We start from the raw sequence: 17,958 nt of genomic DNA, 5'->3' as shown, positions 1-17,958 counted from the left end.
CGTTGGATTGAGGCCAATTGCGCGAAATTTCGGCATCAAATGCGCAATAAGCTGTTGCAGAAACGATCACTGCGAGATTCACGTCGTTTTCCGCAACAATTGAGGAGCGACCGATTTTCGATTCACCTTGCGCCGCCGCACGGCACTTCCTAGAGTGGTTAGGAAACTACGAGGGCGTGGCCCTGGGGAATCCGACGATGACCGATATGCTGGATCGCGCGCGCGGCGCGCTTCACGCCCAACCGTTCAGCATGCTGCTCGGCACCGAACTCATGCACGTCGGGGCCGACGAGCTGACGCTGCGGCTGCCCGTACGCGACGACCTCAAGCAGCAGCACGGGTTCGTGCACGGCGGGGTGATCAGCTATCTCGCCGACAACGCCCTCACGTTCGCGGGCGCGCTGGCGCTCGGTCCGCGCGTGGTCACGGGCGAGTACAAAATCAATTACCTGCGGCCCGCCCTGTCCGGCACGCTGGTCGCGCGGGCGCGCGTGGTCCATGCGGGGCGCCAGCAGGCCACCTGCCAGTGCAGCGTGTTCGTGATGGAGAACGGCGACGAGCGGCTGATCGCGCTCGCGCAAGGCACGGTCAGCCGGATGGGCGATGCGGGCGGTGCGCCCGGAGAGACTGCGCCGCATGGGTGACGACGCCTGATCGGCACGCATCCAGGTCGGGCAGAAAGCACGACGGCCGCGGATCTCCGCGGCCGTTTCGTTTTATCGATGCCCATTTAGCAAGATCGGGGCGGGCGCGTCGCTCACTCCGCCGCGCGCGTCTTCTGCGTCTGCTCGCCGAGCCCTTCGATGCCGAGGCGCACGGTCTGGCCCGGTTTCAGGTACACCGGCTCGGGCTTCACGCCCATGCCCACGCCCGGCGGCGTGCCCGTGGAGATCACGTCGCCCGGCTGCAGGCTCATGCACTGCGAGAGATACGACACCAGCTTCGCGACCGTGAAGATCATCGTGCGCGTGCTGCCGTTCTGGTAGCGGTGGCCGTCCACTTCGAGCCACATCGAGAGATTCTGCGGATCGGCCACCTCGTCGCGCGTGACGAGCCACGGGCCGGTCGGGCCAAAGGTATCGAAGCCCTTGCCCTTGTCCCACTGGCCGCCGCGCTCGATCTGCCACTCGCGCTCGGAGACGTCGTTGACCACGCAGTAGCCCGCCACGTAGCTCAGTGCATCGGCCTCGCTCACGTTCTTCGCAGGCTTGCCGATCACCACGCCCAGCTCGACTTCCCAGTCGGTCTTCTTCGAGCCGCGGGGAATCTCGATGTCGTCGTTCGGGCCGATGATGGCGCTCGTCCACTTGTTGAACACCACGGGCTCGCTGGGCACCGGCATGCCCGATTCGGCAGCGTGATCGGCGTAATTCAGGCCGATGCACACCATCTTGCCGATATGGCCCACGCAGGGCCCGAGGCGCGGGTTGCCCTCCACGAGCGGCAGCGTTTCCGGATCGATCGAGCGCAGTTGCGTGAGGCCCGCGTCGGAAAGCACGTCGCCGGCGATGTCGGCAACGGCGCCCGAGAGCGCGCGAATGCGGCCTTCGGCATCCACGAGGCCCGGCTTTTCGTGCCCCTTGGGGCCATAGCGAAGCAGTTTCATCGTCTCAAGTTCCTTGTCTGTCTGCGGAATGGGTTGGGCGTCCGGTCGGCTTCGCGTCGATTATCGCTCGCCACGGGCTAACTAGTTAGACCACCCGCCATCGATCACATGCGTCTGGCCGGTCGTAAACGCCGACTCGTCCGAGGCGAGATAGAGCGCGAGCGCCGCGATCTCCCCGGCCGTGCCCACGCGCCCCATTGGCTGACGCGCGACGAAGGCCGCGCGCGCCGCGTCCACGCTCGTGCCCTGCGCCGCCGCCTGCGCAGCGATGCGCTCCTCGAGCGAGGGTGAAGCCACGGTGCCGGGGCAGATCGCGTTGCAGCGGATCCCGCGCGTCACGAAGTCGGCGGCCACGGCCTTGGTCAACCCTATCACAGCCGCCTTGGACGCGCCGTAGACGAAGCGGTTGGGCACGCCCTTCACGCTCGACGCCGCCGACGACATATTGATGATCGAGCCGCCGCCCGCTTCCAGCATCGCGGGCAGGAAGGCGCGGATGGTCCGGTACATCGCCTTCGCGTTGAGGTCGAAGGCGAAGTCCCAGTCCTCCTCGCTCGCTTCGAGAATCGATCCCGCGTGCACGAAGCCCGCGCAGTTGAACAGCACGTCGATCGCGCCCAGTTCCTGCGCGAGCGCCGCGATGGCCGCGCCGTCGCGCACGTCGAGCTTGCGCGCCTCGACCGGCAGGGACGCGAGCGCGTCGATGCGGATATCGGTGGCGATCACGCGCGCGCCCTCGCGCGCGAATCGCTCGGCGGCCGCGTAGCCGATGCCCTGGCCCGCCGCCGTGATCAAGGCCGTCTTGCCGGCCAGTCTTTGTGCCATCTGCCACTCCTGTTGAATCGGACTCTGGTTTCGCGGATCTTTTCTAACCGGCTAAATCGGCGCGCAACGGCAACTGATAGAACGCGGCCGCGTTGCCGCCGAACACGGCGGCGCGCTCGCGCTCGCCCAGATGCGCGAACAGCCGCTGCGCGCTTGCGTGCCAGCGTTCGTAGTCGCCATTGAGGTTGAGCACGGGCCAGTCGCTGCCCCACATGAGCCGATGCGCGCCAAAGTTCGCGAGCAGATGCCCGACCCATGGCCGCAAGGTCTCGTCGCTCCAGTCCGGCGCGGCTTCGGTTACGAGACCCGAGACCTTGCAATGGACCTGCCCAAAGCGCGCGAGGCGCGCGATCGCCTGCGACCACGTGGCGAAGCCCAGCGTACTTTCACCGCCCTCTTTAATAGGCGGCTTCGCGCCATGATCGATCACCACGCGCAGCGCGCGATGGCGCGCGAGGAACGTTTCGAGCGCACTCGCGTGACGCGTGAAAATGAGCGCGTCGAAAGCGAGGTCGTGCGCGATCAGCGCCTCGATGGCGGGCGCCGTATCGGCTTTCGCGATCCAGTCGTCGTCGGGCAGGTCCTGCAGCATCGGGCGCACGGCGCGCAGCTTGGGCTCGCGCGCGAGCTCGGCGATCAGCTCGGGCGCGAGTGGATCGTCGAGCGGCACCCAGCCCACCACGCCCGCGATCGAATCGTCGTGGCGCGCGAGATCGAGCAGATACCAGGTTTCGTCGACGCTGGGCGCGGCCTGCACGAGCACGGTGCGCGCGACGCCGCAACGCGCGCGCAGCGGCGCGAGATCGGCAGGACCGAAGGAACGGTAGAGCGTGCTCGACGCAGGCGTGAGCCAGCCGTAATCGCCGCGCGCGGGGTCCCAGTAGTGCTGATGCGCGTCGATCTGCGTGTTCGCGGTGTGCTTGGTCATCGGATGGGCGCCTTCAGGGCAGCGGCGCGCGCGCATCGACGAGCCCTTCGTCGCGCAACGCCCGCCAGAGCTCGGGCGGCAGCTTCGTCTCGAACGACGCCACGTTCTCGCGCAATTCCGCCGCGCTGCGCGCGCCCGTGAGCACGGTCGCCACGGCGGGATGCGCATAGGGAAACTGCAGCGCCGCCGCCGCGAGCGGCGCGCCATGCGCGCGGCAGACCGCTTCGAGGCGCGCCACGCGCTCGACCACCTCGGGCGGCGCCTCGCCGTAATTGAACTTGCGGTCGCCGGCAAGCCCGCGCGCGAGAATGCCCGAATTGAACGCGCCGCCCAGCAGGATGCTCACGCCGCGCTGGCTGCAGGCGGGCAGCAGATCGTCGAGCGGCGCCTGTTCGAGCAGCGTGTAGCGGCCCGCGAGCAGCGCGCAATCGATCGTGAATTCGCGCATCGCCTCGAGTATCACTTCGCGCTCGTTCACGCCGAAGCCAACGGCCTTTACCACGCCCGACGCGCGCAATTCGTCGAGCGCGCGAAAGCCGCCGCCTTCGCTGAGCTGCCGCCAGTAGTGCGCGTTGCGCTCGCCGTGCGTCAGGCGGCCGATATCGTGCACGAGCAGCATGTCGATCTCGACGATGCCGAGCCGCTGCTGGCTATCCTCGAACGAACGCAGAATGCCTTCGCGCGTGTAGTCGTAAATGGCCTCGAACGGCAACGGGTCTTGCCAGCCTTCGCTGCCGTCGTAGCGATGCGTGCGCGGCACGAAGCGGCGGCCCACCTTGGTCGACAGCACGTATTCGCTGCGCGGGTAGCGGCGCAGCGCATCGCCGAGACGATGCTCCGCTTTCGTATGGCCATAGTGCGGCGCCGTGTCGAAGAAGCGCACGCCGGCCGCCCAGGCGGCATCGACGGTGGCCTGCGCCTCCTGGTCGGTGAGATCGCGATACAGGCCGCCGAGCGGCGCCGTGCCCAGACTCAGCGCGCTCACTTCGAGCGCGGTGCGCCCGATGCGGCGGCGCTGCGCGACCGGCGGATGAGGCTCCTGCGCCATGCGATGTGTCTCCTCGATCGAATCCACGATGCTTCAGTGTTTCACTGCGTCAGTGCGAAGCGACCACCGGCACCGGCACGCGCGCGCTCGCGGGCAGGCACGCGGGGCCGACCGGCTCGAAGGTCTTGTACGTGAGAATAAACTCCTGATGGCCGAGCGTCTCCGACTTCGAACGCGCGCCGCGCGAGACGGCGAGCGTGACATCGAACACCTCGCGCCCCACTTCGTCGAGCGTGCCGCGGCCTTCGAGGATGCGGCCAGCGTCGACGTCCATGTCGCCCGCGAGATTGCGATACGTCTGCGGATTCGCGCAGACCTTGACGACGGGCGCGAGCGCTGACCCGACCACGGAGCCGCGCCCCGTCGTGAACAGAATGACGTGCGCGCCGCACGCGATCAGCTCCGCAATCTCGGCGTTGTCGCTGATGTTCGGGAATCCGAAGCGTGGCTCGCCGTCGGGCACGACGTCGAGCAGATAGAGCCCGCCCGTGGGCGGCACGTCGCCCGGCTTTACGATGCCGACGATAGGCGATGCACCGCTCTTCGCATACGCACCCAGCGATTTTTCTTCCAGCGTGGTGAGGCCGCCGTCCGCATTGCCCACCGCGAACGAGCCGTGCCCGAGGATCGAGTAATAGCGCGCGGCCTTGGCCACGCTCGCGACGATCTCATCGCCGAGTTCGGGGCGCGCCGCGCGGTTCTTCATGTGATATTCGCAGCCCACCAGCTCGCCGGTCTCCTCGAACAGGCACGCCGCGCCCGCCGCGACCAGATGGTCGAACGCACGGCCCACGGCCGGATTCGCGGTGATGCCGCTCGTGCTGTCCGAGCCGCCGCAAATCGTGCCCACCACGAGCTCGTCCAGCCGCATCGGCACTTTCCGCTGCTGCGCGAGCTGGGCGCGCGCGTCGCGCACCCAGTCCACGCCGTATTGGATCGTGCTGCGCGTGCCGCCCTTTTCCTGGATCGTCAGCACTTCTACGGGTCGCCCGCTCGCGCGCACCTGGTCCACGAGATAGTGCTTGTTCATGCTCTCGCAGCCGAGCGAGACGAACAGCACCGCGCCCACGTTCGGATGCGTGGTGAGCTGCGTCATCATCTTTTCGGCGTAGCGGTTCGGGAAGCAGCCCGGAAAACCGATCAGATGGACGGGCGGTTCATGCGGCGCCTGAGGGTCGTCGAACGCGTGGTCAGCGTCGTAAAGCGGCTCGCGAAACTGTGCGACGATCTCGCGCGCCACGTGATGGGCGCATTCGACGAGATACGCCACCGCAACCACGTTGCGGATACCCTTGCGTCCGTCGCTGCGCAGCCACCCTTCGAGCACGGGTTCGGCCGGGCTTGCTGCATTGGCGTTGAGTGGAGTTTCGGTCATGGCATTCGTCCTGCGTTCGTCGTGCATGCGGCGCGGGCCGGCTAAGTCGATATCAAAGCGATCAATGCGATACGAACTCGTGGCCCGCGTCGTGCGTATAAGTCGGCAGATAGTCACTTTCGAGGTTGTGCGTATGCAGATGCTCGCCGCGCGCCACGTTCGCCGTCACGTGGCCGATGGGCGCGCCATAGCGCACCACTTTCTCGTCCTTCGCCAGCGCGCGGCGTGCCACTTTGTGCCCCAGATCGACCGTCTTCGCGAGCGTCACGCGCTCGCCCTCGATCGCAAGCGTCTCGCCCGCGGGCAAGCGCGCCGCCGCGATCAGGCAGTTGTCCTCGGGTGCGAGCAGGATGAGACGCGCGTCGGTATGCGGTGCGCCGCGGTTCGCGCCAGGGCTCAAGTTAGTGCTCAAATCTCGCCTCCGCCGTTCAGTTCTGGGCCTCGCCGCCCGCCAGCCGCGCCACCATCAGCGAGCCGAGGATGATCGCGCCGTAAATCGCCTGAATCCAGAACGACGGCACCTGCGCGAGCGTGAGCAGGTTCTGCACCACGCCGAGCAACAGCACGCCCGAGAGCGCGCCGAACATGGTGCCCTTGCCGCCGTCGAGCGAAATGCCGCCGATCACGGCCGCCGCGAACACCGTGAAGATCATGCCGTTGCCCTGGTTCGCATTGATCGCGCCCACGTAGCCGGTCACGATCAATCCGCCCAGCGCGGCCAGAATGCTGCCGAGCACGAACACGCCCCACGTGATGCGCTCCACGCGGATGCCCGCGGCGCGCGCGGCGTCGGGATTGCCGCCGATCGCGTAGAGCGCGCGGCCCGCGCGGTGATAGCGCAACATGAACGCGGCGAATGCGAAAGCGGCAGCCGCGAGCCATACCGAAAGCGGCAGGCCGAGCACGATGGTCGTGGCGAGCGCGAAGAACGACGACGGCATGTCGAACAGCGTGCCGCCCTTGGTCGCGCCCACCAGCATGCCGCGCAGCACGATGAGCATGGCCAGCGTGACGATGAACGCATTCAGGCGCAGGCGCACGACCAGAAAACCGTTGACGAAGCCGATCAGCGCGCCCACGACCACAATCGCAAGGAGTCCTGCCAAAGCGGGCCATTGCGTGCCGAAGCCCGCGGAGGCCGCCGGCATCACGAGCATCGCGCCCACGGCAGGCGCGATGCCCACCGTCGATTCGAGCGAGAGATCGAACTTGCCGGTAAGCACGATCAGCGATTCGGCGAGCACCACGAGCGCGAGCGCCGCCGAGGCGCCCAGCACGCTGATGAGGTTCGCCTTCGTGAGAAAGCTCGGGCTCACGAAGCCGCCGATCACGATGAGCAGCAAGAGCGCGGGCAGCAACGCGAGTTCGCGCAGACGCGCGAATTCGATGCGCCTGCGCGCGCCGCGTCCCGGGGCGGCGCCTTGGGATACGTCGGGTTGCACCGCCGCGAATGCGGGCGGTCGCGCGGACACACCCGCGGACACACCATCAACACTATGCTTCATGAAGATCGACTCCTTCAATCGATGCAATCAGTTCGTGGTCCTGCCAACCTGCCGCGAATTCGGTCACCACGCTGCCGCGAAACATCACGAGCACGCGGTCGCAGGTGCGCAGATCGTCGAGCTCGCTCGACACCACGAGCACGGCCTTGCCTTCGTCGCGCACGCGGTCCACGACCGAGAGCAGCGCCTCCTTCGATTTCACGTCGACACCCGCCGTGGGGTCGATCAGCACCAGCACCTGGGGGTCGCTCGCGAGCGCGCGCGCCATCACCACTTTCTGCTGATTGCCTCCCGAAAGCCCCGAGACCACATGCTCGGGCCCAAGCGCCACGATGCCGAGCGTCTCGATCATGCGCTTGCCCACCTGGTTCTTCCTGGCGGGCGACGCGAAGCCGAGGCGCCCGAGCAGCCCCGCAATCGTCATCGACGCGTTCTCGGCCACCGACTGCGTGAGCACGAGCCCCTCGTGATGCCGGTCCTTCGGCACGCAGCCCACACCGAGAGCAAGCGCGGCGGGCACGTCGCCGGGCTCAAGAAGCGCACCGTTCACGCGAATTTCGCCGGCCTGCTGGCCCGCGAGTCCCGCGACGGCTTCGCCCACGCTCGTGCGCCCGCTGCTGGTCGCGCCCGTGATGCCCACGACTTCGCCGCGCTTTACCTCGAACGACACGTCGCGGTAATCGGCGCCCGAAATGCCGCGCACCTCGAGCGCGATCCGCGCGTCGGCGGGCAAGGCCGCGCGCGCGGCGGCATCGGCGACGTTCAGGCCGCCGTGCTCGCCCGTCATCGCCTCGATCAGGCGCTCGCGCGGCAGGTCGGCCACCGGCGCGCTGACGATGTGGCGCGCGTCGCGCAGCACCGTCACCGCCTGGCAAATTTCGTAGACCTCCTGAAGATGGTGCGAGATGAAGAGAAACGTCACGCCGTCGCGCTGCAATTCGTCGATCCGGCGAAAGAGCCGCTTGATCTCCTCGCCGTCGAGCTGCGCCGTGGGTTCGTCGAGGATGATGAAGCGCGCGCCGTACGAGAGCGCCCGCGCGATCTCGACAAGCTGGCGCGCCTCCACCGTGAGATCGCCCGCGCGCGCGTCCTCGCGCACGTCGATGCGCCAGTGGTCGAGCAGCGCGCGCGCATCGCGGCGCATGGTCGTCCAGTCGATCACGCCGCGCTTCATCGGCTGACGGTTGATGAACAGGTTCTCGGCCACACTGAGGTCGCGAATGATCGTCGAGTGCTGGTACACACAGGCGACGCGCTCGCGCCACGCATCGCGCTCGGCGATGGGCGGCGCGAGTTCGCCGTTGAAGCGCACCGTGCCTTCGTCGGGCTTGCGCAGGCCCGTGAGGATCGAAACGAGCGTCGACTTGCCCGCGCCGTTGCGGCCCACGAGCGCATGCGACTCGCCCGCCATCACGCGCAGGCTCACGTTCGCGAGCGCCGCCGTGGAGCCGAAGCGCCGCGTCACGCCGCTCGCCTCCACCACCGGCGGCAGTCCGGCCGCGGCGCCAGGCTGCATGGCAAGGGCCACCGCGTGCGGCGCGCCCGAAGCGCCGTTCGTCCGATCGCTCATTCGATCGCTCATTCGATCGCTCATTTGATCGTGTTGCCCCACAGGTTCTTGTCGTCGACGTTTTGCTTCGTCACGAGCGGCGCCGGCAACTCGTCTTCGAGAATCCCGGGCTGCAACTGGACGATCGTGCTGTCGTGATCGGTCTTGCCCGGCTTGAACGTCTTGCCCTCCAGCGCGGCCTTGATGTAGTAGAGGCCGTACTTCGCATAGAGATCGGCGGGCTGCGAAACGGTGGCGTCGATCTCGCCCTTGCGGATTGCTTCGTATTCCTGCGGAATCCCGTCATTGGAGACGATCACGATATGCTTCGGATTGCCCGCCGGGAAAAGCATCTGCTTGCGGCGCAGCGTTTGCAGCGTGGGCGAGAGATACACGCCGCCCGCCTGCATGTAGATCGCCTTCACGTCGGGGTTCGCGGTGAGCAGGCTGTCGAGCGAACTGGCCGCCACGTCGCCCTTCCAGCCCGCGGGAATCTCCAGCAGCGAAAGATTCGGATAGTTCTTCAGGCACGCGCGGAACGCCTCCGAGCGGTCGCGCCCGTTCACGGAAGCGAGGTCGCCCATGATCTGCACGACCTTACCCGACTTCACGTGCTCGCCGATGTACTTGCAGGCCTTTTCGCCATAAGCGCGGTTGTCGGCGCGCACGACCATGGCCACGGCGCCCTGCGTAGGCGCGACGTCCACGGCCACCACCTTCACGTTCTTCTGCGCGGCGTTCTCGAGCGCGCGGCTGATGGCCGCCGAATCGATCGGCCCCACCACGATGCCCTTCGCGCCCAGATTGATCATGTTGTTCATGTCAGTGATCTGCTGCGCGGGGTCGTTGTTCGAATTGACGGGCGCGAGGATATCGATGCCCATCTGCTTCGCGTACACGGTCAAGTAATTGTTGTACGACTGCCAGAACGGCGAAGTCAGCAGCGGCAGGCCGAGGCCCACCTTGCCGAGGTCGGCGGCCTGGGCCGCAGCCGGCGCGCCGAGCGCGGCGGCACAGGCCGCCGCGGCGCATAGCGTCTTCGCAGCCGCACGCATGAACGTGCGCGCCTTGCGGGTTTCGGTGAAGCGGCGGGCTTCGATCAGCCCGGATGCGAACGCCATGTCTGTCTCCTGATTCTGTTTCTGTCGTTGTTGACCCATCCATGTGCGCGCCGCGCCCGCGTGCAAACGCGAAGCGCGGCGGCGGCGCTGCGACTGCCCCTGCAACTGCCTCTTCCCTTTGCTGACGACGCTGGCATATGTTCACCAGTGAACCTATTATTCATATACGCATGACTCAAGGTCAAGGAATGTGCAGCGCAGCAACGGTCCGGAATTTCCCTGGGCCCAGTCGGGGTCTGCCGGGATCTGGCCGTCCAGGCAGGGCAAACTATGGGAAAACCAACGACAGGCGCCGGACAACAAGCAAGGAAAGAATGAACACGAACGCACGCAAACATCGGACCGATGCGCCGACGGGCGAGCCGGAGCCCGACGAGAAAGACGATGGCGACCGCTATCGCGCACCCGCGCTGGACAAGGGGCTCGACATCCTCGAACTGCTCGCCGAACAGCGCGGCGGCCTCACGCGCGCCGAGATCACGAAGGCGCTCGGCCGCAACGCGAGCGAGATCTACCGGATGCTGGAGCGGCTGGTGGCGCGCCAGTACGTAATGCGCTCGGAGGCCGGCGACCGCTATGCGCTGAGCCTCAAGCTATTTGCGCTCGCGCATCGGCATCCGCCCATGGAGCGCCTGATCGCCGAGGCGCTGCCGCTCATGCAGCGCTTCGCCAACGACGCCGAGCAGTCGTGCCACCTCGCCGTGTACGACCGCGGCAACCTGCTCGTGATCGCGCAGGTGGACGGCCCTGGCACGTGGGGGATTGCGGTGCGGCTGGGCTCGCGCGTGGGTCTCGTCGATACGAGTTCGGGGCGCACGATCCTCGCTTATCAAAGCGCGGAGCAGCGCGCGCACATGCTCGTGGAGCATACGAAGGTGAAGGGCGAAGTCGCCATCGACCACGCCGCGCTGGAAGCGGCCTGCGAGCAGATCCGCGACGCCGGGTTCTCGCGCAAGGACAGCCAGCAGATCTTCGGGGTGACGGACGTGACGTTCCCGGTGCTCGGACCCTCGGGGCAGGCGATCGCGGCGCTCACCTGCCCGTTCCTCAAGCGCATCGACGAATACGTCGCGCCATCGCTCGACGAGGCCACGCAGATGCTGCGCGAGACCGTGCGGGAGTTGTCGATGTTGCGGGAGGGGGAAGGGGGTTGAGGTGGGGCCGTGCCCCCTCACGCCCCCAAAACCACCGCCCCGTCCCCACCCTCCACCTCCCGCGCCACCATCGCCACAAAAAGCCGCTCGAGATCGCGCGTAAACCGCACCGTATCGAACAGCGGCGCATCGGCCTTTGCCCGTGCGAGCCGTTCGCGGATCTGCGCGTGCCACGCCGGATCACTCGCGAGCGCGAGCGCGGTCTGGAAGTAAGCGTCGAGGTCGCGCGCGACCAGCGCGTCGAGCCCCACCGCGTGCAGCAGGCTCGCGCCCACGCGCCCCGCGAACAGCGAGCCCAGCGCCGATACCATCGGCACGCCCGCCCACAACGCGTCGCTGCCCGTCGTGTGCGAGCCGGTCGGCAGCGTATCGAGCGCGAGATCCGCGAGCTGCAGACGCGCGAGATGCGCCTCCTGCGGCAGGCGCTTCGCGAAGATCAAGCGCTCGCGCGCCACGCCCTTCGCCTCGAAGAAGCTGCGCAGATTCGCCTGAGCCCGTTCGCTGCCAGGGTCTAGCAGCCACAGCACGCCGCCCGGCGTCGCGGCGAGCAGGCGGCACCAGACCGACGCCATCTGCGCATTGAGCTTGAACGTCTGATTGAAGCTGCAGAACACGAAGCCGCGCTCGGGCAAGCCCGCTTCGGCGCGCGACGGCCGCGGCCCACCCTCGCGCCGATGGTCGTTCGGCTGATAGCAATGCGGCATCAGCGCGAGCGTCTCGCTGTAGAACGGCGCGGCGGCGGGCGGCGTCACCACCGCGTCGCCAATCACATAGTCGGCGAGGCGCGGCTCGCCGAGCGAGCCCGGATAGCCGAGCCAGCTCACGATCGCGGGCGCGGGCCGCAGCGCCGTGATGCCGAGCCGCGTGCCGGTCGTATAGCCCTTCAGGTCGACGAGCACGTGGATGCCGTCGCGCGCGATCTTCGCGGCCGCCTGCGCGTCGGTGAGCACGCCGATCTCGTGCAGCGTGGCGGGCAGCGCCGCGAGCCGCTCGCGCCACGCGACATCGGGCGCGGCTTCGCCGTACGAGTACAGATGGATGTCGAAGCGCGCGGCGTCGTGCATGTCGAGCACGCCCGCCAGCAGGCGCAGCGTGGCGTGATCGTGGAAGTCGGCGGAGAGATAACCGATGCGCAGGCGCCCGCCCGCCTCGAACGCCGCCAGCGCCTCGGCAAGCCCTGCGCCGCGCGCGACGAGCGGCGGCGCGGCCAGTTCGCCGCGCCAGCGCGACTGCGCGAAGCGCCGCCCGGCATCGCGATGCAGCGCCGGCGTGAGCGTCGGGATGCCGAGCAGCCCCCACGGCGTGAGATTTTCGGCCGTGCCCGCCGCGACCATGTCGAGCGCCGCCGCATCGATCTTGTCAAGATCGCGCCAGTGCGCCACGCGCCGCCGCACGTACTGCGCCGATTCCCAGCGGCCGCCCCGGCAATACGCTTCGTCGGCCTCGTCGAGGCGATTCAGGCGCTCCAGCAAGCCGCCGTAGCACTGCCAGAAGTGCGCCGACTTCGGCTCGAGTTCGAGCGCGCGCCTGAGGTTCGCCTCGGCGGCCTCGTACTGGCCCGCCTCCTGCTGCAGCACGGCGAGGTTGCCGAGCGCGACGGCATAGCCGGGATCGATTTCGACGGCCGCGAGATACGCGTTTTCGGCGTGCGCGAGATCGTTGCGCTTCTTGAGGAGGTTGCCCACGTTGTTGAACATGCGCGCCTCGCGCACGCCCAGATTGATGGCCGCAAAGTAAGCCGCGATCGCCTCGTTGTCGCGGCCCTGCCAGAGCAGCGTCCATGCGAGGTCGCGCTGCAGTGCGCCAGTCAGCGCGCCGCTCTCGCCCATCGAAAGCGCCTTGCGGATCGCCTGCTCGCCCTCCGCGTAGCGCTTCTGGCGCGCGAGCGCCACGCCGAGCTGATGCCACGCGCCCGCATGCTGCGGATCCTGCGCCAGGATCTCGCGAAAAAGGGCTTCGGCGAGCGTGTGCTGTTCGGCGTTCAGACGGTCGATGCCGCGCTTGAGCAGCTCGTCGGAACGGGAAGACGGTGTCGGTGTGGAAATTTTCATCACGCCATCGTAGGAAGCGCGATGGGGGGCGAACATCAGAACGTTCCTGGTTTGCAGCGGTGCGCGCCGCTCCCTTGCGCGCACCCTGGGCTCCGGCATCGCAACTGGAAGCCGGGTGCGCAAAACGGTTAGAATGGCGACCCTCTCAAAATACCGTCCGGTGTGCGCAAGGCGCGCCGGGCGCGCACGCATACCTCATGGCGAAACTTCTGACCGATCAAGAATTCCAGCGTTTTTCCGAGCTTCAGCAGAAACAGGCCAGCTTCACGATTTCGAGCGACGAAGCCGACGAGCTGCGCGACATCGTCGCGCGCGCGCAGCAAAAGCGCGACGACCGCGCGAGCGCGATGAAGACCGTCGAAACCGCGATCGAGCAGTTCGAGATCACGCCCGACGAGCTGTTCTCGGCCGAGCAGATCGCCGAAGCCGCCCGCAACTTCGGCCTGATCCCGGCCACGCGCAAGGAGCGCGTGCTGCCGCCGTCGCTCACCTTCAACGGCAAGACGCACCAGTGGACGACGCGCACGCTGCCCGACGACATCCGCATGCCGCTGTTCGAGGCGTTCCAGGGGGGCCAGTCGGTCAAGGCGTTCATCGCCACGCCGAAGGACGCCGCGCGCTGCGCCGCGACCATCGCCCGGCTGGAAAAGGAAACCGGCGCGCAATACGCGCCGGCCTGGCTCGAAGAGCTTTCCGTCACGCGCGCCCAGGTGGACGACGCGCTCGCGAAAATCGCCGCCTGAACCTGAGGGTCGGTTTGACGGTCGGGCGGCTGCCGACAGCGCCGCCACCGGGGAAACGCCGCGTCAGTCGAGCGGCATCCTGAACCCCACCACGCCCGGATCCTCCGTAGGCGTCACCTCGAAGCCGCAGGCGCGCGCGAGCCCGATCATCGGCGCATTCTCGCGCAGCGCCTCGCCGAGCAGCCAGTGCGTGCCGCGCGAGCGCACGTAGGCGATCATGCGCTCCATCAGCAGGCGGCCGAGGCCGCGCCCCTTCAGATTGGACTGGATCGCGACCGCGAACTCGGCGGTCTCGTTGTCCGGGTCGGCCACCGCCCGCCCCACGCCCAGCGTGCGCGGCTTGCCGTCCTCGCCCTCGACGGTCGCGACGAGCGCCATCTCGCGGTCGTAGTCGATCTGCGTCATGCGCGCGAGCTGCGTGTGGTCGAAGCTGCGCACCGCCGAGAAAAAGCGCAGGCGCAGGTCGTCGGGCGTCATCGTGTCGATGAACGCGCGATGCATCTCCTCGTCCTCAGGGCGGATCGGCCGGATCGTGAGGCGCTCGCCGTGCCAGTCGAGCGTCTCTTCGAGCCTGCGCGGATACGGCATGATCGCGAAACGGCTGCGCTTCTCCGCGAGCGTGAGCCGCGGCGCGACCAGCACCGCCGCGTGCGGCAGCACGCGCAGCGTCACCTGCATCCCGACGATCTCGCGCACTTCGCACACCACCTGCGAAAGCTCGGTGAGCGCCGCGAGCGTGGGCTCGGGCGCGGCGCGGCGCGCGTACGGCGAGTGCGCGATGATGTCGCGCGACAACACCGGGTTCAGCGGCGGCAGGCTATAGACGCGCAGCGGCGGCGAGAAGCCGTCCAGTGACGGCGCCGTGAAATGGAACACGGGGCCGAAGTTCTCGTCGTCGCGAAACTCCACGATCACATCGACGATCGCGTGCTCCGTCGCCTCCTGCGCGCCTTCCAGCGTCTTCAATCCGAACGAGCCCAGCAGTTGCGCCGCCTGCGCGCCTTCGAGCGTGTCGCGCCCCGCCGCCAGCGCCGCGCGCGCCATGCCCTGCGCGGCCTCGATCGCCGCCGCGCCTTGCGCGGGCATGCTCTCGGGCGTCTGCATCAGGAGCTCGCGCCCGAGCCGGTAATCGACGAGACGCGCGAACGCGCGCGCGAGCCGCCGCGGCGTCGTGTGCACCGGAATGCCGTGCGCGTGCAGCGCGTCGCGCGTGGTGTCGTCCACGCCGCCGAAGAAGCACGCGAGCATGCCGCGATAGGCGAAGCGCTGGTTTTCGATGAGCGTGCGCGCGACCTCGGCCACAGGCGCGCTATGGGTGGGCGCGTGCACCACGAACGCGGTGCCGGTCGAGCGCTGCGAGGCGAGCGTTTGCAGCGCGAGGCCAAAGTGCTCGGGCTTCGCCGTATCGCCGAGCACGAGCGGATTGCCGGCCTGCGCATGCGGCAACGCCGCTTCGAGCGCCACGCGCGCTTCGTCGCTCCAGCGCGCGAGCGTGTCGCCGGCCTTCATGAAGGCGTCGCGCGCGAGCGTGGCCACGCCGCGGTCGCTCGTGATGAGCGTGGCCGTGTCGCTCGCGGCCACGCGGCCCACGCCCAGGGTTTCGATTTCGTCGAGCAGGTCGTCGAGCGTATCGACGCGCACCATGCCCGCGCGCCGGAACGCCGCCGTGTAGAGCGCATCGCCCGGATCGTCGCGGCCGCTGCGCAGCGCGAGCACGGGCTTGTTGCGCGCCGCCGCCCGCGCCGCCGACATGAACTTGCGCGCCGCGCGGATGCTGTCCACTTCAAGCAGGATCGCGCGCGTGGTGGGATCGCTCGCGAGGTAGTCGAGCACGTCGCCGGCATCGACATCGGCTTCGTCGCCGAGCGCCACCACGTGCGAGAAGCCGAGCCCGCGCGGGCCGGCCCAGCGCAGCACGGCGTTGGTGAGCGCGTTGGACTGCGAGACCCACGCCACGCCGCCGGTGCGCGCGACCGTGGCGGCCGCGCCCAGTTGCGCGCTGAGCGCCGGCGTGAGCGCGCCGAGCGTGCCCGGACCGAGCACGCGCAGCAGATGCGGGCGCGCCGCCGCGAGCGCGTGGCGCAAGTCGGCGCGGTCTTCCTCGTTGCGCACCTCGCCCACGATGATCGCCGCGCGCGTGCCCATGCCGCCAAGCCGATGCACGAGCGCGGGCCACGTGGCGGGCCGCGTGCAGATGAGCGCAACGGTGGGCGCTTCGGGCAGGTCGCCGGCGTCGGCGAGCACGGGCTTGCCGTCGAAGCTCGCGAACTCGCCCGCATGACGCGGATTGACGGCCCAGAGCGGGCCCGCGAAGCCGCCTTCGATGAGGCGCTGCCACACCATCTGGCCGATGCTGCCGGGCCGCTGCGAGGCGCCGATCACCGCTACGGATTTCGGCTGGAATATCGCATCGAGATTGCGTACGGTCACTGCCCCTCCTCGCTGTTCGAATGGCGCCGCGCCATGTGCGCGGGCCGCCTGCCCGAGATCGCCGGCTATCGTGGGAGATGGCCGGATAAACGTCGGGAATCCGCTCAGGATAGGCGAACTGCTGCTGCGCTGCGCGCATTTCGCCGCACGCGCTTGCGCGCGCGCCGTGGCGGCACGGCGTCGCTGCATGCGTCCTCGGCGCAGCGGCTTGCCGCGTGCATGGCCGGAAAAAGCCCGCCATCGTGATGGCCGGTTTTCAGCGTAGAATGCCCGACGTCGCCGTGATTTACCGGCGTAGCACCTGGGCCTGTTCACGCTGACAACAGGCCCTAACGTCCGCGATGCACGTCGATCTTCTCACCCTTTATTTCCTCGCGATCGGAACGCTTTTCGCCAGCGCTGGCATGACGCTCTGGGAGCACCGCACGCATCCCAAGCGCAGCAAGGAGCTGAAGATCCTTGCCGGCGGCTATGGCACGCTCGGCGTCGGCGTCGCGCTCGCCATCTGGCGGCACCTCTTGCCCGGCGCGTGGGGCGGCGCCGTCAGCAATGGGGTCATCGTTACCGGTTATCTGCTGGTCGCGCACGGGCTCGCCGTCATGAACGGGCGGCAGTATCGCGTGGCCTCGGCGGCCATCCTCGTCCTGCTCGCGCTCGCGTGGGCCATCGCGGGCGCGCGCGGCCAGGACGTCATGTGGCTCTATCTCAGCGCGATTCCCATTTCGGTGGCCTCGGCCATGGCGACGCGCGAGCTGCTGCGCAACGACGTCCTCAAATGGGCGCAGGCGCGGCGCATCGCCGTGATCGTGACGGGCGTCCACGCGCTGCTCTACGCGTTTCGCGCGTGCGTGCTGCCCTGGCTCGCGGCGCATTACGGGCAAGCGCTGCTGCCGCTCGTGAGCGAAATCACGATGTACGAAGGCGTGCTGTATTCGGTCGTGCTACCGATGACGCTGCTGCGCCTCGTACGCGACGAAACGCATGGCCAGCTCTTGCAGGAATCCCAAACGGATTATCTGACGCGGCTCGGCAACCGCCGCTGGTTCTTCGAAGAAGGCGCGCGGGTGCTGGGCCGCGCGGGGACGCGCGAGCGCGTGGCGCTGCTGGCGTTCGACCTCGACCGCTTCAAGGCGATCAACGACCGCTACGGCCACCAGGCCGGCGACGCCGTGCTGCAGACCTTCGCCGACATCGCGCGCAGCGAGATGAGTCCCGATGCGGTGCTCGCGCGCATCGGCGGCGAGGAGTTCGCGGCCCTGCTCGCGGGCCATGACAGCGGCCGGGCCCGGGTGATCGGCGAGAGGATCGCTGAGCGTTTCGCGCAGACGGTCGCGCATCATGTCGACGGTGTGAGCGTGCGCGCGACGGTCAGCATCGGGCTCGCGCAGATCGATCCACAGGCGGGCGCGAAATCGGAAACACAGCCGGAAACACAGCCCGCACCGCAACCGCGAACGCCATCGCAAAACGCATCGGCCGCGCTCGCCGACCTGCTCCAGGCCGCCGACGCGGCGCTCTACGGCGCGAAATCGCGCGGCGGCAACCGGCTGGAGCTGGCGCAGCGCGCCAGGCGTTCCGAGAACGCATGAAGTTCGGGCCGCGCGAGGCGGCCCGATCGGGGTA

15 protein-coding genes are annotated in these 17,958 nt (G+C 68.4%); 4 read left to right on the top strand and 11 right to left on the bottom strand.

Going from position 1 to position 17,958, the window contains the following annotated elements:
- The first annotated feature begins 197 nt into the window (after positions 1-197).
- Positions 198-644 (top strand): PaaI family thioesterase, encoded by a 447-nt coding sequence (locus tag U5775_RS35150; RefSeq protein ID WP_322062735.1) that lies wholly within the window; start codon positions 198-200, stop codon positions 642-644.
- Between the two features lie 113 nt (positions 645-757).
- Here the strand turns inward: U5775_RS35150 and U5775_RS35145 are convergent, their stop codons facing one another.
- The 9 genes from U5775_RS35145 to U5775_RS35105 all read right to left on the bottom strand — a co-directional run bounded on the left by U5775_RS35145 (position 758) and on the right by U5775_RS35105 (position 9,891).
- Positions 758-1,606, bottom strand: a complete 849-nt coding sequence (locus U5775_RS35145) for an ureidoglycolate lyase (RefSeq protein WP_322062734.1) — start codon at positions 1,604-1,606, stop codon at positions 758-760.
- 81 nt (positions 1,607-1,687) lie between these two features.
- The gene (locus tag U5775_RS35140; RefSeq protein ID WP_322062733.1) at positions 1,688-2,431 is read right to left on the bottom strand and encodes an SDR family oxidoreductase; all 744 of its coding nucleotides are present in this window, start codon (positions 2,429-2,431) and stop codon (positions 1,688-1,690) included.
- 43 nt (positions 2,432-2,474) lie between these two features.
- Positions 2,475-3,359, bottom strand: coding sequence for an amidohydrolase family protein (locus U5775_RS35135; RefSeq protein WP_322062732.1), 885 nt, complete (start codon positions 3,357-3,359; stop codon positions 2,475-2,477).
- Positions 3,360-3,372: 13 nt separating this feature from the next.
- Entirely contained in the window at positions 3,373-4,407 is a 1,035-nt protein-coding gene (locus U5775_RS35130; RefSeq protein WP_322062731.1) for an aldo/keto reductase, read from the bottom strand.
- Positions 4,408-4,456: 49 nt separating this feature from the next.
- Positions 4,457-5,782 carry a UxaA family hydrolase gene (locus tag U5775_RS35125; protein ID WP_322062730.1) on the bottom strand — a complete coding sequence of 442 codons (1,326 nt, stop codon included), beginning with the start codon at positions 5,780-5,782 and terminating at the stop codon, positions 4,457-4,459.
- A 61-nt stretch (positions 5,783-5,843) separates the two neighbouring features.
- Positions 5,844-6,194: a UxaA family hydrolase gene (locus U5775_RS35120; protein WP_322062729.1), complete on the bottom strand. Its 351-nt coding sequence runs from the start codon at positions 6,192-6,194 to the stop codon at positions 5,844-5,846.
- Positions 6,195-6,210: 16 nt separating this feature from the next.
- Entirely contained in the window at positions 6,211-7,314 is a 1,104-nt protein-coding gene (locus U5775_RS35115) for an ABC transporter permease (RefSeq protein ID WP_415913726.1), read from the bottom strand.
- Positions 7,277-8,803: a sugar ABC transporter ATP-binding protein gene (locus U5775_RS35110; RefSeq protein WP_322062745.1), complete on the bottom strand. Its 1,527-nt coding sequence runs from the start codon at positions 8,801-8,803 to the stop codon at positions 7,277-7,279. The genes U5775_RS35115 and U5775_RS35110 overlap by 38 nt, the downstream gene beginning before the upstream one ends.
- 74 nt (positions 8,804-8,877) lie before the next feature.
- A complete protein-coding gene (locus tag U5775_RS35105; RefSeq protein ID WP_322062744.1) occupies positions 8,878-9,891 on the bottom strand; it encodes a sugar ABC transporter substrate-binding protein in 1,014 nt (337 codons plus the stop codon).
- A 380-nt stretch (positions 9,892-10,271) separates the two neighbouring features.
- Between U5775_RS35105 and U5775_RS35100 the strand changes: the two genes are divergently transcribed.
- Positions 10,272-11,111: an IclR family transcriptional regulator gene (locus tag U5775_RS35100; RefSeq protein ID WP_322062727.1), complete on the top strand. Its 840-nt coding sequence runs from the start codon at positions 10,272-10,274 to the stop codon at positions 11,109-11,111.
- Between the two features lie 17 nt (positions 11,112-11,128).
- Here U5775_RS35100 and U5775_RS35095 read toward each other — a convergent pair whose 3' ends face one another.
- A complete protein-coding gene (locus tag U5775_RS35095; protein ID WP_322062726.1) occupies positions 11,129-13,198 on the bottom strand; it encodes a tetratricopeptide repeat protein in 2,070 nt (689 codons plus the stop codon).
- A 161-nt stretch (positions 13,199-13,359) separates the two neighbouring features.
- Between U5775_RS35095 and U5775_RS35090 the strand changes: the two genes are divergently transcribed.
- Positions 13,360-13,905 (top strand): hypothetical protein, encoded by a 546-nt coding sequence (locus tag U5775_RS35090; RefSeq protein ID WP_322062725.1) that lies wholly within the window; start codon positions 13,360-13,362, stop codon positions 13,903-13,905.
- Between the two features lie 63 nt (positions 13,906-13,968).
- Here the strand turns inward: U5775_RS35090 and U5775_RS35085 are convergent, their stop codons facing one another.
- A complete protein-coding gene (locus tag U5775_RS35085) occupies positions 13,969-16,335 on the bottom strand; it encodes a GNAT family N-acetyltransferase (protein WP_322062724.1) in 2,367 nt (788 codons plus the stop codon).
- 341 nt (positions 16,336-16,676) lie between these two features.
- Between U5775_RS35085 and U5775_RS35080 the strand changes: the two genes are divergently transcribed.
- Positions 16,677-17,924 carry a GGDEF domain-containing protein gene (locus U5775_RS35080; protein ID WP_322062723.1) on the top strand — a complete coding sequence of 416 codons (1,248 nt, stop codon included), beginning with the start codon at positions 16,677-16,679 and terminating at the stop codon, positions 17,922-17,924.
- Positions 17,925-17,958 lie beyond the last annotated feature (34 nt).

The organism is Paraburkholderia sp. J63, assembly GCF_905220245.1.
In the GTDB taxonomy this organism is placed as follows: Bacteria; Pseudomonadota; Gammaproteobacteria; order Burkholderiales; family Burkholderiaceae; genus Paraburkholderia.
Note: the sequence above shows the minus strand (reverse complement) of the source record. Positions and strands in the feature narration are given on the sequence as shown.